The organism is Pseudoalteromonas sp. DY56-GL22 (assembly GCF_041414715.1).
Taxonomy (GTDB): domain Bacteria; phylum Pseudomonadota; class Gammaproteobacteria; order Enterobacterales; family Alteromonadaceae; genus Pseudoalteromonas; species Pseudoalteromonas simplex.
The window spans coordinates 133,458-149,200 of sequence record NZ_JANHZR010000004.1; the positions used below are offsets into that span (position 1 = coordinate 133,458).

Sequence of the window (15,743 nt, forward strand, 5' to 3'; positions counted from 1 at the left end):
CTAAAATGCAACAAAACGATTAAGGATGAATAATGGCGATTGCAAAAAAGCTTAAGCAAAAAACACGGCAGTTTATTGACTCAAAACATATGCTTAAATCGATTACGGTGGCATCATTTTTAGAGTCAACCATAGTGCCTATTCCTCTTGAAGCTGTGCTTATTCCGTTAATGCAAGCCCGCCGTGAAAAGCTTTGGTTAATTGCCTTAATGGCGACCATAGGTTGTATAATCGGTGCTATTTTTGGCTATGCCCTTGGCTATTATCTATTTGATGTAGTGGGCGATTGGGTGATTAATACCTTCTCAAACCCTGAGCAATTCGAGCAAGTTAAGCAAAAAATGCAGGCACAAGGTTTTTGGTTTGTATTGACGCTCGGTATTGTGCCCATCCCATTTCAAATTGCCATGCTTGCCGCTGGGGCTACTAAGTATTCGATTTTTCTATTTTTACTGGCAACGGTCATTGCGCGTTCAATTCGCTACTTTGCTCTAGCTGCCGTTGTTTATTACGCGGGTAATCAGGCTGAGCGAATTATTCAAAAGCACAAAACCAAAGCCTTAGTGGCTATTTCTGTGTTAGTACTGTTACTTTGGTGGCTAAGTACGCTCATTTAATACACTCATTTAACAAATAAAAAATACTGATTAGGGTTATCCTGTCTATACTTTTAATTAAGGAAAGCGCTTAATAAAAACAACAGGATGACCCATGAATACCCTAGTGGCTGCACTGCCTATTTTGGTGCTGATCTGGATGATGGTAAAAAGCAGCCCCATCGCCTCTTATATTGCCTTACCCATAACAGCGCTACTCGCTGCTTTACTGCAACTGTTTTACTTTCAAGCTGATTTAAGGCTGTTGCTTGCTAATTCGTTTGCTGGTGTATTGTCTGTTATGACGCCTATTTCGATTATTGCTGGGGCTATTTTACTTAACCGCATGTTGGCAATATCAGGGGCCGAAACCACGATTAAACACTGGCTCGAATCAATTAGCAGTAATCAAGTTGCACAGTTGATGATCATCGGCTGGGCATTTGCATTTATGCTCGAAGGTGCATCGGGATTTGGCACGCCTGCGGCCATCGCTGCGCCTATTTTGGTCGGGCTTGGTTTCTCGCCTTTTAAAGTGATTATTTTCACTCTTATTTTAAACTCGATCCCCGTATCTTTTGGTGCAGTTGGCACACCAACATGGTTTGGCTTTTCAGCGCTACAATTAGATGATGGGTAAGTGCTGGCTATTTCAAGATGGACGGCGCTTTGTCATGTGATTGCTGCTTTGGTTATTCCTATGATTGCGCTGTGTCTTGTTTTACCACTAAAAAAAGTGCGTCAAAATAGCGTATTCATTTATTTAAGTGTGTTTTCATGTGTCTTACCTTATTGGTTGTTTGCCCAGTGGAACTATGAATTTCCATCACTGATTGGTGGCGCAGTGGGTCTATTAGTCACTATCTATTTAGCCAATAAAGGAGTGGGGTTAGATAACTCAGCTGTAAATGCACAAAACACGAAAGGCAAAGCTGAGTTCACACCCAAAGCGCTATTTTTAGCATTATTCCCGTTATTACTTTTGATTGTTGTGCTGGTGATAACCCGTATTCATCAGTTGGGCATTAAAGCATTGCTCAACGACGAAACGCTCTGGCTGAGTATTCATTTGGGCTTCGCACAATTTGAATTAAGCAAAGCACTGATCTTATCTTTACATGAGATATTTGGCACCTCAGTGGGGTGGTCGTATAAAACCTTGTTTGTACCAGCCTTGATCCCGTTTGTATTGGTGGTACTGATCTGCGTGCCGTTACTTAAAATGAGCAAGCCACAAGTAAAGCAAATGTGCTCCGACACCTTAGGCTGTATTGCTATGCCATGTATCGCTTTAATCGGGGCGCTGGTGATGGTGAATGTTTTAATGCAAGGCGGCCATAATGCGCCCATATTTTATATGGCGAGTACCTTTGCTGATTTAAGCGGGGAGCACTGGGTGTTATTTGCCTCGTACTTGGGGGCACTCGGCACTTTCTTTTCAGGCTCTGCAACCGTGTCTAATCTTACCTTTGGCGGTATTCAATATGGTATTGCACAGCAAGTGGGCTTGTCAGAAACCTTAGTGCTTGCGCTACAATCAATAGGGGCGGCGATGGGGAATATGATCTGCATTAGTAATATTATTGCTGTAGCCAGTATTGTTGGTGTGAATAATCAAGAAGGGCCTGTGCTTAAGAAAACCTTTTTGCCGATGCTGATTTACGGTGCAATAGTTGGGTGTTTTAGTTATCTATTTTACTGATTAAACATGTTCAGATAAAAAAGGTGCCCAGATAAACCGAGCACCCTTACAGAGTAATTTATTGAATGGCTTTTTTTACTTCGCGCCAGTCAATAATCTTAAAGTTTTGCGGTGCCTGTGGCATGCGGTTGTAACCATCTTGCACAATGAGCACCCCTTCAGGGTAGCCCGGTAGTGCAGCCGGTGTGACCGTTAGGCCATCGGTTTCTGATACGCCATCTATTGCTAACTCTAGGTTATTGCTGATTGCAAATTTACCCGCAAACGCTAGGCTAGGGGTAGTGCCATCGATAATTTTATAAAGCACATAGCTGTAATCACCTTGGCTAGAAACCACTAAATAGCGGGCATCTTTTGCGTGGTAGATTTCCATGCCTTCTACATCATCAACCAACAGATCGTTCACGGTTTGCAGCATTACAGGTTTATTTCCAGCTGTTGGCTCAGCGCCAATAAACCAAATACCTTCGTCTTCTTCACCTAAAAATAGCTGTGCGGTTTTATCATCAGCACTACAACCTTCTGGCTGGCTTGGAACACTAAACTCGCGCACTAGTTGTGCAGATACGTTCTTATTATCACCTGTTAGTTTGTATTGCTGAAATAGGCCTGATTTGTCATTCATAAACACATAGTTGCCTGTGTTTGATGAGTACATACACATACCGTAAATTTCGTTTAGAGTCGTTGGCAGCTCAGCAAAATGTTGCACCTGATTGTGAGTATCGACGCTGTAAACACTGATGCTGTTATGAGTACGGTTACTACCTGCAATCCAGGTATTCGTTGCGTTGTTGATACTGGCATGTTGGCGCACATCAACATTATTTAAACGGCCTGTTTCTAGTGCTTGTAGCTCTTTGCCTGCAAGGTCATACACCATTAAGCCACGGCGTTTATCGGTACCTAAGATCAAGCTTTTAGCTGCATTATTAGGGTTTACCCAAATTGCAGGGTCATCGGCGGCATCACCAAAAGCACGTACTGCATCGGTTTGCGCTTGTGCATTGATGTAAGTAACAGCCGCTGTTTTAGTGCTATTTTGTCGCTTGGCTTGTGCTTTAATTTGCCCATCGATTTGACCTTTTACATAATGACCTGATTCATCATCGTATAACACGATATCAGCTTGATTATTGTTAAAGCGCACTGCGGCAGACTCAATCGCCAGTTCTCCTGCAAATTGCCAGCTACTAAAACGCTTTGTGTTATTTTCGTAGCGATGTAATTGGTTATCTTCAGAGGTGGTAAACCATAAGCTGCCATCTTCTGTTGTGCTTAAACCGCCAACTTCAGGCGCTAAGCTGCCAAATGGCGACATCATAGCAAGGGGCTTTTTATCGGCGCGCGATTCAGCGTCGGCGTTAATTTGCCAAATGCCTAGCTCGCCTTCACTTAAATAAAGAGTTTTACTGTTATCATCAACCGCGCAGCCTGATGTTTCACTTACACCAGCAAACTCACGTAATTCAAGGTTTAACGCGCGCTTGCTTGCCATATCAAACACCAGTGTTTCGCGGATAAGACCACGAGCGTCTGCCACAAATGCCGACACGGCTTGAGTGGTCGGGTTGGCAAATAAGCACACCGCCTCAGGTTTTGCTTTTGGTGGGCTGATACGGCTAATTTCAGTTAGCTGCCATTTAGCTGCTTTTTGTAAGCTAAAAATCACCGCTTGGTCGGCTTCGTTGTCGATGCTGGCAACAAGGTAACTGTTTTTGTCGATCGCCTTAACAGATAGCGCTTCGAAGTTACCTTTTTGTAATGCGTGCTGTTTACCTGTGACATCAATAAGTTGTAGGCCTTGGCTTTGTGAGCTTAATAGCCAAGCGTCATCAGCAAGGGCTGCTGCTTGTGAGCCTTGCATATTTTCAGTTGTGCCAAAGGCTGTTAATTGGTTTTTACTTGGTGCCTCAGTTGCCGTTGTTTGGCTACACGCTGCTAGGGTGCTTAGCATCACTGCACTGGCAACAAGATTAAGTGGTTTTTTAAAATTCATGGGATCCCCAAATATACAACAAGGCAGCAATGCGCTGCCTTAATAACTATTATGTGTATTAAAACGCGTAGCGCAGCATTAACTGGATAACAGGGCCTGCTTCTTCAGACTCCAGTTCGTACTCGTCAAAATCGCGGTTGATTTGGTCATCAACCGTGTCGAACTTGTTGAAGGTTTCGTCTTTGCTTGCATCAAGTAGGTTTGAGCCTACTAAACGAAGCGTGACGTCTTGCCAGCGTTTTTCTACGAATACTTCAAGGTCTGCGCCGTAGTGTGTGGTCACTTCTTCACCCACGATACGACCATACGCATCACCTTGTTTACGGTAAGTTGCACCGAACGAAGCGCCTAAATCAGGTAGGTCTTGAATAAAACCCACGTTAAACACATAGTCTGATTGGTCGTTGAATTTACGACTACCGAAAGTGTCATCTACTTCTGAATCAAGCCATGAGTAGTTAAAGAATACCCCGGTGTTTGGCATGCTAATGGCGCTTAGCGGCGTTGATAAATCAAGCTCGATACCTTTTACGTTGCCATCACCGGTGTTACGCGGTTGCAAAATGTAAGTACCATCACCTTCTGAGCCTTGTTGGCCTGTATTGGCTATTTCGATAAGGTCAGTGACATCGCGATAGAACACATTAATACCCACGACGCCGCTTTTACCTAAGCGATATTCATAGCCTAAGTCCATACCCCACGATGATTCTGGTTGTAGGTCTGGGTTACCTAAAAAGTCGTTATCGCCTAGCTCTTTTTCAAGTAGAGCAGGGGTGATGTAATCAAAGTCAGGACGACGTAAGCTACGTGCAACCGATGCACTAACACGGCCGTTTTCAGAGACGTTATAGCGTAAATGTGCCGATGGTAAGAAGAAGTCATAATCGTTTTTAGCGCTTACACCTTCTACTTTGTCAGTAATGGTTGAATCAGTTGTTTCGTAGCGCACACCTAACTCCCATGAGAAGTCTTGGTCTTCGTGCTTAACTAATGCAAATACATCTAGGCGGTCTTCCTCGAGTTTATTGACACCACCAGCGGCTGCTTCAAACTCGTTATTAAAGCCTGCCAGTGACAGTGGTGTTTTGTTGAACTGATCCCAGCTAGTAAAGCTTTGTTCGCTTTCACCTTCGGCTTGATAAACAGCAGTATCGCGCTCTTTACCTTGTACAAAGGCACCGAATTGAATCGTTTTGTTCTCGCCTGCAAATAAGCTATGTTGCCATTGTAATGACCATTCTTTGTCATCCAGATCTACGGTTTCTTCTTCTTCCTCAAACACCATAGGTAGCTCAGAGGTATCGATTTCTACTTCTTGCTCGTAAACAGACTCTTCAAAGCTTGCAAAACCAAGCTTAAATTTACTGGTGCCACCAAAAAGGGGTAACTCATAACCCGAGTTGATGTTGTAGTTGGTTTGATCGATGAAAGATACATTGGCGTTGTCGGTCTCAAGGTTACCGCCTTCAACAATTGAATTATTGATTGCTGTTGGGTCGTCATATTCGAATGAACGCTCATCTTCAGTACGGTCGGTATCAACCCAAATCGCGCTGATATCAAACTTGCTGCCGTCATCAAAAGCTATTTCGTAGCTGGCGTTTAGCGAGGTGTCGTCACCGTCACGGGTGTCTGATTGATCTTCGCGGTTATCGAATTCTTCGGTTTTGTAATTGGCGTTATTCTCTGGGCTGTCGCCATAGCGTAGGCTTGATTTTTGTTTTGGGTTATAACGGCCTTGTACGTTCGCACCAAGTAGTAAACGGCCACCAGCAAACTCAGTGCCGTAAACACCTGCAAAGCTTTCTTTTAATTCGCCATCGTCATAACGTAGGCCACCTGCACGCAAGTAACCACCATCTAGGCTGTAACCGTCACGCAATACAATGTTTAGCGTACCGGCAATGGCATCGGCAGAGCGGTTTGCACTTGAAGCACGAATAATTTCTACACGCTCAATTAGCTCAGCAGGAATACGGTCAACAAAGAATGAGCGGTCAGCACCTGCACCAGGGACTTCTTCACCGTTAATAAGTACCTTTGTGTAAGCTGGGCTTAAGCCACGCATACGTGCGCCATCAGACTCTAAAACATCCGATAAAAACGTGACACTCGGTACACGTTTTAATGCATCACCGGCAGTCAGCGGTTCAAAACGTTGAAAGTATTCTTGTGAGTATTCAAGCGTCGGTGCCAGCTCTTGTGAGCGGTTGCGATAGCCGATTTCGCCATATACAACAAGCTCTTCAGAGACTTTTACTTTTTTCTCATCGCTGCTTTGTTCGTCTTGTGCGTAAGCGGCAAATTGGCATAAGGCGAGGGCGCTTACTAACGCCTTCGTTTTAAATTGTTTCATGGGGTTGCTCCTGGTTGTCCTTGGTTTGATGAGCAAAGTACGCAGCTTAAATGACGCAAATGTGACAGAAAATCGCTAACAACCAGTAAAAACAAGTGATTAGCGGGTTTTAAAAGTGCTTTTGAGCTGTAATAACCCCACCTTTTTAAGGTAAATACAGTGCTGAAGGGGTTTAACAAGGTATGACTGTCGTTTTGCTGTCACATCATTGAGCTAATATGACCCTGCTGCTTTAAGCGCTAACGAGTTAGCATGGCAGCGTGAATTATTGTTAGGTACTAAGAATGCGATATAACCCTTTTACTCATCATCGATTTTTAACCAATGCCGTTATTGCTTTGTTTGTGATTGCGTTTTTGCTAAGCGCACAAGCAGGAGAGTTAAAGCCTTTTGCCGATATTGCTTGGTTAGATATTTTAGGCGAGGGTGGCATTGTGCTAATGACCCTGACTTGGATAGCTGCGCTACTTATTTCGAGGCCGCCCGGCAAAGTCACCAGCTTTTTAGTGCTTGGGCTAGGGCTTTTTATGTTTTCAGCTTCCCTTGATTTATTTGATGAGTGGTTACATCAACCAACCAATACGTGGCTTACTTGGATTGAATCATTGCCTGCGCCGATAGGCATGATTTTCACAAGCCTTGGGCTGTATCAGTGGCACCAAGAGCAATACGTGCTTAACAGGCAACTAAAACGCCGTGAAGCTCAGCATCGTGAGCATGAATTAGTATGCTCAATAACAGGGCTGTATAAGGCTGATTACTTACAAGCTGTGTTAAAAGAGCAATTAAGTGAGCCACAGCCTCTGCAACTGGCCGCTATTGATATTCGTGGTTTTGCTGATTTTAACGCTGAATTTGGCTTTATCGAAGGCGACCGCTTACTAGGTGAAGTAAGCGAGCTTTTATTGATGAATTGTCGCCTTAGCGATGTGGTGTGCCGCTATGCAGGAGACTGCTTTATGGTGCTAATGCCAAACACCAGCGCAGTACAAGCGAAAGAGCTGGTGGCGCAAATTACCTCGGCGCTGAGCCATTGTGCATTTAAGGTCGAAGGCGAAAAACACGCTAAGTTTCAAGATGTAACAGCGGCCTTAGTGGGCAGTATGCATGGCGATACACCACAAAGTTTAAGCTCGCGTTTACACGCTAAGTTACAACAACAAAAACAACAAAGAGTCAGCCATTGTGAAGCCGTATCTTAATCAAGATGACAAATACCTCACCGCACAGGGACTGATCACCACGCTGGTGGAGCTGGCCTTAAGTCGCGGCATTGCACTGCATAAGTTACTCAGAGGCACAGGGGTGTTTGAGCAAGACTTAATGAGTGTGCAGCATCAGTTTAGTATTTCGCAGCAAGTACGCTTATTGACGCAGTTTAAGCAGTTGATGAAATCCGCCGACAGTGGCTTTTTATTAGGCAGTCAACTAGCAAACGATACCTCTGTTGCCGCCCAAGGCGTGTTACATGCAGCGCATATCGGCCAAGCTTTAAAGCAGTTACACAATTTACGCATGCAACTAGCCCCTTTGTTATTTAGTTACAGTTATGTACATAACGAGCAGTATTACATTGTGCTGCAAAATGCAGTGGGCTTGGATGATGAAATAAGCCAGTACGTTATGGAAATTTACAGCGCCGCGTTTTACCAAGTTCTTAAAAAAGTGGCGGGTGAGCGAGTCCCTTGTCAGTTTGAGTTTGCCTGTAAACGCGCCAGACATAGCCAAGAATACGAGCAGCATTTGGGCCTTAAAGTTGCTTTTGAAAAGCCTATAACCCGCTGGGTATTAAATAAACACGCGCTTAGGCTTACTAACCCCGCGTTTAGTAGTTTTCGGTTCTCACAAATTAACTCGCAGCTAGCGGCATTAGACTCAGCAAATAGCACTTTTGTGGAAGCCGTAAGCCGATTAATTTATCAAAATCCGGCGTTAAATTTAGACCAAGTCGCCAGCCAATTTGCTATGAGCCCTGCAACTTTCAAGCGCAAACTAAAAGCTCATGGCGTACGTTTTTCTACCTTGTATGATGAGCAAAGTAAGCGCAAAGCGATTTACCTACTTGCCATGCGCGAACAATGCAATGAGCAAGTCGCCATGCGCTTATCATTTTATGATATTGCTAATTTCAGACGAGCATTTAAACGCTGGACCGGGCTTACGCCAAGTCAATTAAAGGGGTAAGAAAGCCCGCTCTTATCGCTAAGAGCGAGCGTGCAGTTAAAGGGTTTCTAAAAATGCGATAAGCGCATTTTTTTCATCTTTACTAAGTGCTAACTTATGCAGTAACTCTGTTGTTTGTGGGTAGTTTGGATCATCTTTAAATTTTTTGCTCGGTTTTGGCCTTGCTCCACCTGCATTATAAAAGTTGACTATCCCCAGCAAACTTTGAAAGCCACCATGGTGCATCCAAGGTGTACTTTGTTGTAACGCTAAAAGAGAAGGGGTTCTAAACTTGCCTATATCAGCTGGGTCTTGGGTGGCATCAAAACGTCCTAAATCTTGAAGTTTTCGACCATAAAAATGCAGCCCCGTAATATGAAATTCATTGTCGCTGAGTAAAGCACCTTCATGGCAAGTCATACACCTTGCTTTGGTTCTAAAAAGATGCAAGCCTTCAAGTTGTTGATCGTTTAAAAGTGCAACCGCTTCACTAGGACTCGTTTGCGCTTTATCGATAAAGCGCGTGAATAATGATTCTGGAATATCAAAGGTACGTTCAAAGGCAACAAGCGCAAGAGCCAATAGTTCTTTGTTTAGTGCTTCTTTGCCAAAGGCATTGAATATTGGGCTTTTATAGTCCTCAGCACTGTTTACTTTGTTAAGCACAAGATCAACGGAAGTGCCCATTTCTATCGGGTTTTCAATCGGCATTAATGCCTGCTCTGTCGCAGTTTTAGCCCTGCCATCCCAAAAGAAACTTTGCCAATGGTCAACACCAATAATGGCTTGGGTATTTCGGGTGCCCACTTGGCCATCAATGCCGACAGCTAGTTTTCGCCTATCTGAGAATGCTAAACGAGACTCATGACAGCTTGCGCAGCTTACCGTGTTATCTCGTGACAAACGGGTATCGTTAAATAGCTTTTCGCCTAATGTGATGATCTCATCACTTTGATTAAACGGTTTAGCTTTTAAAGGTTTGAGCGGGGCAGCTGGCACATCTTTACTGCTAATAATCGCAGGCCACTCATGCTGTGGCTTTGCGTATAACTTGCGTAATGATTGCTCTTGTGTGAAGGCGCTCGTTGTAAAAATGCCGCAAGTTAAGAGAAATAACCATTTATTCATAGTTATAAGATACCCCTAACCAAAACATTCTACCTGGTTCAATACCTGAATTTCCTTCTGTAATAGCGTGACTTCTGGCATTAAATAAGTTGCTGATATCAAGGCGAACTTCAAGAGATTGAGATTGACTAACTTGATACTCCCAACGGCTACTTAAGGCAAATATAATACGAGCGTCAAAGGTATGTGCTTCGTACTTTGGCACAAATATTTCAACTGCTTCACACGTAGTACACTCACTACCAATACCAATTCGTTGATCGCTACTAGACTTAATTGCAGTTGTGTAACTGCCGCTGTAGGTTGCTGTTAAACCTGTTGAAAACGTATCAGTCCAATCTGTATTCCAACCAAAGTTAGCAGTTACTGGGCGACCAAAATTCGCTTTAAGGGTATCTAACTCAGATAAGCTCATCAGCTCACCCTCATAGTAAACCAGCGACTCAATAGGGGTGTTGTCGGGTGTTGCAGTGTAGTCAATATTGCTTTCACTATTTTGGCTATAAGATGCATTGGCCCATATTGAATGGTCGCCAAATTTTGCATCCCAAGACAGCGAGTATCGCTCGCTTTCGCCAGTACCATTATTATAAATAGTAATATACTGATAACCGTCGTTTTTTAGGTTGGTTTCTTCATTTCTGGATAACTGGTCTTTTTTGTCGCGATGTACGTATTTCACTGCAAAGTTACCGAAACTCTCGGTAGCATGGCGAAGACCTAAGGCAATTTCATCATCGTAGGGGCTTTTCACATCGTCATAAATATAACGAAAGTTACCTGTGTAAGAAGAAGGAAGCCAAGCTTGTAAGTAGCCACTTTGAATAGGGCGGTACTCACGATAAGCGAACTTTTGTTGCTCTTTAATTTTATAACCGAGTAGGCCTGCATCGTAATAACGGTTCAAACCCGCAGTCAGTAGTGTATTACCATCGTTAAATACGTCATAACCCATTGAGAAGCGTGGCGCGATATTGTGATTTTTGAAAAAATCATCGTAGTCGTATCTAACACCAAAGTGAAAATCAAACTGCTTCCAAGTGATGACATCGGTTGCATACAGTGCTGCTTTATTTAAGCTTACATCGATATATTCACTTGGTGTGACAAGACGAGAGTTAAAATACTGAGCAGTTGTCGCTACGTTATTCGAGTAGGCAAGTAAGTGCTCTGGATTATTAAAATCGATACTGCCGCCTAATTGCTCGGCAAGGGTATCTAAATCAACATAAAAACTTTGTTCAACACAATCAAGAGTATAGCCACTACAGTTTAGTTGTGCGTTAGTTGATGAGTATTGAATTGGTGAGTCATACTTATAATAGTTCTGTTGGCGAGTTCGCTCATAATTTTGATGGTTGAGTTCAGCACCCACGCGAATTGCATGTTCGGTATTGCCCCACTTTTTACGCTCAAGTGTTAGGGTGTTTCGCCAATTAAAGGTGGTTTGCGTGTTATCAAGGTTGCCATAGCCGCCGTACTCTGAAACAGGAATTGAGTCGACGTTTTGATCGGCTAATTGACCCCACTCTTTGCCTTTAGCTTGAAGCCAAGTATAAAAATGCGCAGGTCCTGTACGGTTGTTATCACTTTGACTCATATTAAATTTGCTGCTGAAGTGACCAAAGCGTGTTTCTTCAGCTAAATTCGCAGTAAAGCCAAAACTTCCCCCTTCAACTTGATAGTCACTATTGAGCACGTCTTTTAAGTACGAGTCTGAAGTATAAGGGGCATACATAACGCTTAAATCGAGTGAATCAACCCAGCCATCGCGATAGCTGTATTTCAGTAAGGCATTGATGTTTTCTCTACTTTCGACCTTCTGTGCCGAGAGTGAAATATCCGAAATATCACTTTTTAAATAGCTCACGCTCATTAGTAAAGCATGTTGTTCATTTAACTTTTTTTGGATTGAAAAATCGATATTAGTTTTTTCATAGATTGGTGGCTCAAGGTCGTCTTTGCCCTCTGCGGTGTCATCAGGCTCATCGTTATCGATTATATGGTACTCCCCCCAATCACTGCGGTTACCACGAATACCAAAGCTCACACGAGTATCTGTAGAAAAAGGTGAAATCGTTTCGGCATCGACCACGCCACCAGAAAAGTCACCAAAGTCTGCTGGAATGTTATGGTCGTAAACAGTAATCGACTCAACAATTTGACTGTTAATGTTCATGCTCTGCACACCGCCTGATACCTCATTTTCAGAGACCCCAATACGGCTCGCGCTGGCAGGATCAAGACGATTGTTATAATTCATGCCATCAATCATAAAGCCTGTTTGCCAAGGCTTTGCACCCGAGATACTTATTTCTGGGGCGCTAATTTCAGCAAGGTTATCAATTGAGTAGTAGTCTTCACTTAATTGCACGCCCGGCAGTAAGGCAATTAATTCATTAATATCACCATTACCTTTGGGGGTTGCTTCGATAAAGTTTCTATCTAAATAGGCACGACCTATCACCTCAGGTACTTCAATTCCGATGTATTGCCCTTTAACAGTAATGCGCTCTATCTCTTTGCATTGCTTATTGTTCTTATCGTTACATTGAGGATCTGTTGTTTGTTGCTTTACTTCATTAGCGTGTAAAGGGGCATTAAGTAAAAGCATCAAACACGCTGATAAGTAGCGCATTTGCATGGTAAAACTCCTGAAATAGTACCAATTAGATTAAAGAGAAGGCCGCTTAAGAGCTGGCAATAGTTAATTACCTTTATTAAATTAGTTGCTTCATTTATTGCGTATTTTGCATAAAGGTAAGGGTAGGTGATTGTACCAATTAAAAATGCGAATAGAAATAGATCTCAATTGTATTTTGTGGTTTTTTAACTTTTTAAGGAATATTAAATTCCTTTAATTTGGTATACTTTAATTTTTTGGGTTTTTAACATGGTGGGCGAGGCATAGCTGCCTCGCCGTATTATGAATGGGCTATTCTCCTAAAGGAGTCACATCGATACTGTCTTCAATACCATCATTGTCGGCATCGTCATCAGCAATTAAGCCGGATTCAGCAATCGCTTGCTCTGATGCGCCTGATAAGAAGAAGTTAGGTTTGCCATCGTGGTCCGTATCGATACTTGCGATCGAAGATGCAGGGAAGTCATTTTTAGTTGCTCGAATTGCAGCAAAATTCGCATAAAGCGCTAATTTATCGGCTTCACCAAGTACAGATTGATTAATTAGCTCAGTAACTGCTGCATCGTCTTCAAGTCTTGCAAATAGTGTGACTAGCATAGCAGTGTAATCTATGACTAATTTTTCAGATTGCTTCATTAATGCCTGATTTGCATCATTAGCTAAATCATGAAGTGCAGCTATAACTTCATTATAAATTGACAAATATTGAGAGTTGGACGTTTGGTATTTTTTCAAAGATGTAACAAACGAATCTTGATAATAAACTCCTGTAGTTATTGGGGCATCACTTATTGAGGCTATTGCCGCCTTTTCTACTAAATCTATGTAATCTTCAAATTCTAAAGATGTTTTGAGATTTGAGATAATAAAATATGTTTGTAGTAGTTGTTGCTTAGCTACCTCTACTTCGCCTGCTCTAACTAAGTAACCAGTGATCGCTAAGTATTCTTTAACTTTTTCACTATCATCAGAGAGTAATGCAATATGTTGATTAATTATCTCTAATGCAGCTGTTAGCTCAGAGTTATCATTAATAAAGTCGTATATATTAATTAAATTACGATAAGCCTCCAGTGCCACTTTCGTGGTGAATAGCTCTGAGTTCGGAGAGAAATAAGTCGCGAGCATAGTTTTACATCTGCTTGCATAACTTTTAGCATGATCTAAGCCACCTAAAGAGATAGCTTTTTGCACTATCCCTGCACATCCATAAGTGCCTGTAATATATCTTGCATATTTTTGCTCTGTAATGAAAGCTTCAGAAAATAAGATGTCTGCAGCATAGTCTAGAACCTGCAACGCGAGTTCGTTTTCTCCTCTAGCTTCAAGTACAAGTACAGCGCCATCTTGGTTAGATTCCCAGGTTAAAGCTTTGTAAAAGCTGGTTATATTAACTTTGCTATCTTCTGTAAAATAAGTCTTTGCGTATGATACTGCATCGTCAATTCCCTGACCTGCAATGAGGTTTTTAGCAATGTCTTGTCCCATACTGTACTCAAGTGCGTCACTTATATTTGCTTCTTTTGTCATTAATTTCAAAGCAGGGTTTTCGTCGAGAGGTATGTTGTAAAGGCCGTGAATGAGCCCTGTAAGGCCTTCTAAGGGAAATTGATATTGATGTTTGGTTGCTTCATAGTAGGGACTGGCTTGGTACACATAGTTACTATCTAAGCCTGTAATACCATATAGTGATAAAGCTAAATTAACATACTTTTTGGCAAGTTCTGTTTCGTTTAGACGCAATAAAGCTTCAGCTGCCCTTAAGACGTATAGTACTTTAATTCGATCACTAGGTAAGCCTTTAAAGTCACCACTTTTTTCGATGAAGTAACCTGTTTGCTCAGCTAGTTCACCCATAGCAATAACGCTCTCAATTGCTTCCTGTCTTTTTTCTTCTGTTCTATCAGAGTAATAGTCTTCTCTTAATGAGTTAGATGTTTTGTAAAAAGAAGCTAAATATTTTGCGTAAGCGACTGTGTATTCATCGCTTTTTATTTCGTTTGCAAAAGTAGTGAGGGTATTGAGTAATTCCTTTGCTAAATTTGTTTGACCTGCACGATTATAGAGTTTGATGACATTCTGATAAAAATCAGGATCGTCTGAACTGATATTATTTAGCCCTTTTTCTGCAAGGTACTGATTGTAGGCTATGACAGATTTAGCACGAAACTCGGCTGCTATGTCATACTCCCCAAAGGAGTCATATTGTGAAGATGTGCTTCTGTAAGCTCTGGCTTTCTCATCTAAGCTGGTAATAGCATTAAAGTGTTGATTTGATTTTTCTTCGAAACCAGCAACAACATAACCAAGACCTAAGCTTGCATTAATTGTATTCAAATACACATCGTCATTGATATTTTCACTAATCGCTTCAGCTTGTTTTAAATGAGACTTATCTGAGCTGTAGTAGTAATTGAGCTTATCTTCGTTCGTAACATACGAAGGTTTTAATTCAATGGTTGCGCTGATAGGCGAGCTAATATTGCCATCGGTAAATTCAATAACAAAACTGTCGTTAATTTCTGACAGCGTTTCTGCGGTAAATGTAAATGCCCCCGTTTGCTCATCTAGAGTTAGGGTACCGTTAATAGGAGGCGTTACTAAAGACACAGTTATAGTGTCACCGTCGGCATCATTAAAAGTTAATGAACCTTCAGTTGTCGTTGAGGTGGTTACCGTGATTGATTGGCTCGTAAGTGTTGGTGCATCGTTAACGTTGTTAACCGTAAAAGTAAGTACAGCATCAGTACTTAAGCTGCCGTCAGTGGCGGTAACGGTTACTGTGTCTTGGCCTGCAAAATCTTCTTTTGGGGTATAGCTAAAACTACCATCAGCATTTAAAGCAAATATCCCGTTACTTGCTGCAGAGCCGAGGGTATAGCTAACAGCATTATCACCTGTTGCCACAACTTGACCTGTAATAGATGTATCTTCATCTAGAGTGAACGCTGAGTTGCTTGTGAACTCAGGTGCATTATTACTATCTGAACCGCCACAGCCAGTGAGTGCAAATGCAATCACAAGTGGTAAATACTTTATTCTGTTTTTCATGCTGATACCCGTATTTATTATTGAGAAAGTTAAGAAGGGCTGAGATGTTATCATTATAATGCGAATGATAATAGATCTTGATTGCGTTTGGGTGTGCTTTT

Annotated in this window: 8 protein-coding genes and 1 pseudogene; 4 read left to right on the forward strand and 5 right to left on the reverse strand. The window is 42.2% G+C overall.

The genetic code is table 11. The features are described from left to right. The first annotated feature begins 32 nt into the window (after nt 1–32). Both NO991_RS10900 and NO991_RS10905 read left to right on the forward strand, forming a co-directional pair. Nucleotides 33–617, forward strand: a complete 585-nt coding sequence (locus NO991_RS10900; RefSeq protein WP_054551838.1) for a YqaA family protein — start codon at nt 33–35, stop codon at nt 615–617. Nucleotides 618–711: 94 nt separating this feature from the next. Next, nucleotides 712–2,298 (forward strand): annotated as a pseudogene (locus tag NO991_RS10905) (L-lactate permease). 58 nt (nt 2,299–2,356) lie between these two features. Here the strand turns inward: NO991_RS10905 and NO991_RS10910 are convergent. Together NO991_RS10910 and NO991_RS10915 are read right to left on the reverse strand one after the other, a co-directional pair. Next, the gene (locus tag NO991_RS10910; protein ID WP_371352011.1) at nt 2,357–4,297 is read right to left on the reverse strand and encodes a phytase; all 1,941 of its coding nucleotides are present in this window, start codon (nt 4,295–4,297) and stop codon (nt 2,357–2,359) included. Between the two features lie 58 nt (nt 4,298–4,355). Next, entirely contained in the window at nt 4,356–6,656 is a 2,301-nt protein-coding gene (locus NO991_RS10915; RefSeq protein WP_054551835.1) for a TonB-dependent siderophore receptor, read from the reverse strand. A gap of 284 nt (nt 6,657–6,940) precedes the next feature. On the opposite strand from NO991_RS10915, the gene NO991_RS10920 reads away from it, so the two are divergent. Both NO991_RS10920 and NO991_RS10925 read left to right on the forward strand, forming a co-directional pair. Beyond that, nucleotides 6,941–7,858 (forward strand): sensor domain-containing diguanylate cyclase, encoded by a 918-nt coding sequence (locus NO991_RS10920; RefSeq protein WP_138599929.1) that lies wholly within the window; start codon nt 6,941–6,943, stop codon nt 7,856–7,858. Further along, the gene (locus NO991_RS10925) at nt 7,842–8,840 is read left to right on the forward strand and encodes an AraC family transcriptional regulator (protein ID WP_166339122.1); all 999 of its coding nucleotides are present in this window, start codon (nt 7,842–7,844) and stop codon (nt 8,838–8,840) included. The genes NO991_RS10920 and NO991_RS10925 overlap by 17 nt, the downstream gene beginning before the upstream one ends. A gap of 36 nt (nt 8,841–8,876) precedes the next feature. Here the strand turns inward: NO991_RS10925 and NO991_RS10930 are convergent, their stop codons facing one another. From NO991_RS10930 to NO991_RS10940, 3 genes are all read right to left on the reverse strand, one after another. Next, nucleotides 8,877–9,947, reverse strand: a complete 1,071-nt coding sequence (locus NO991_RS10930; protein ID WP_054551832.1) for a cytochrome-c peroxidase — start codon at nt 9,945–9,947, stop codon at nt 8,877–8,879. Continuing rightward, nucleotides 9,940–12,591, reverse strand: coding sequence for a TonB-dependent receptor plug domain-containing protein (locus NO991_RS10935; protein ID WP_300360209.1), 2,652 nt, complete (start codon nt 12,589–12,591; stop codon nt 9,940–9,942). The genes NO991_RS10930 and NO991_RS10935 overlap by 8 nt, the downstream gene beginning before the upstream one ends. A 291-nt stretch (nt 12,592–12,882) precedes the next feature. Next, a complete protein-coding gene (locus tag NO991_RS10940; protein WP_300360211.1) occupies nt 12,883–15,642 on the reverse strand; it encodes a cadherin-like domain-containing protein in 2,760 nt (919 codons plus the stop codon). Nucleotides 15,643–15,743 lie beyond the last annotated feature (101 nt).

Bases quoted from the DNA above. Each gene is read 5' to 3' on its own strand.
- NO991_RS10940 (WP_300360211.1), bottom strand. From the start codon at position 15,642: ATGAAAAACAGAATAAAGTATTTACCACTTGTGATTGCATTTGCACTC.
- NO991_RS10920 (WP_138599929.1), top strand. From the start codon at position 6,941: ATGCGATATAACCCTTTTACTCATCATCGATTTTTAACCAATGCCGTT.
- NO991_RS10900 (WP_054551838.1), top strand. From the start codon at position 33: ATGGCGATTGCAAAAAAGCTTAAGCAAAAAACACGGCAGTTTATTGAC.
- NO991_RS10935 (WP_300360209.1), bottom strand. From the start codon at position 12,591: ATGCAAATGCGCTACTTATCAGCGTGTTTGATGCTTTTACTTAATGCC.
- NO991_RS10910 (WP_371352011.1), bottom strand. From the start codon at position 4,297: ATGAATTTTAAAAAACCACTTAATCTTGTTGCCAGTGCAGTGATGCTA.
- NO991_RS10930 (WP_054551832.1), bottom strand. From the start codon at position 9,947: ATGAATAAATGGTTATTTCTCTTAACTTGCGGCATTTTTACAACGAGC.
- NO991_RS10915 (WP_054551835.1), bottom strand. From the start codon at position 6,656: ATGAAACAATTTAAAACGAAGGCGTTAGTAAGCGCCCTCGCCTTATGC.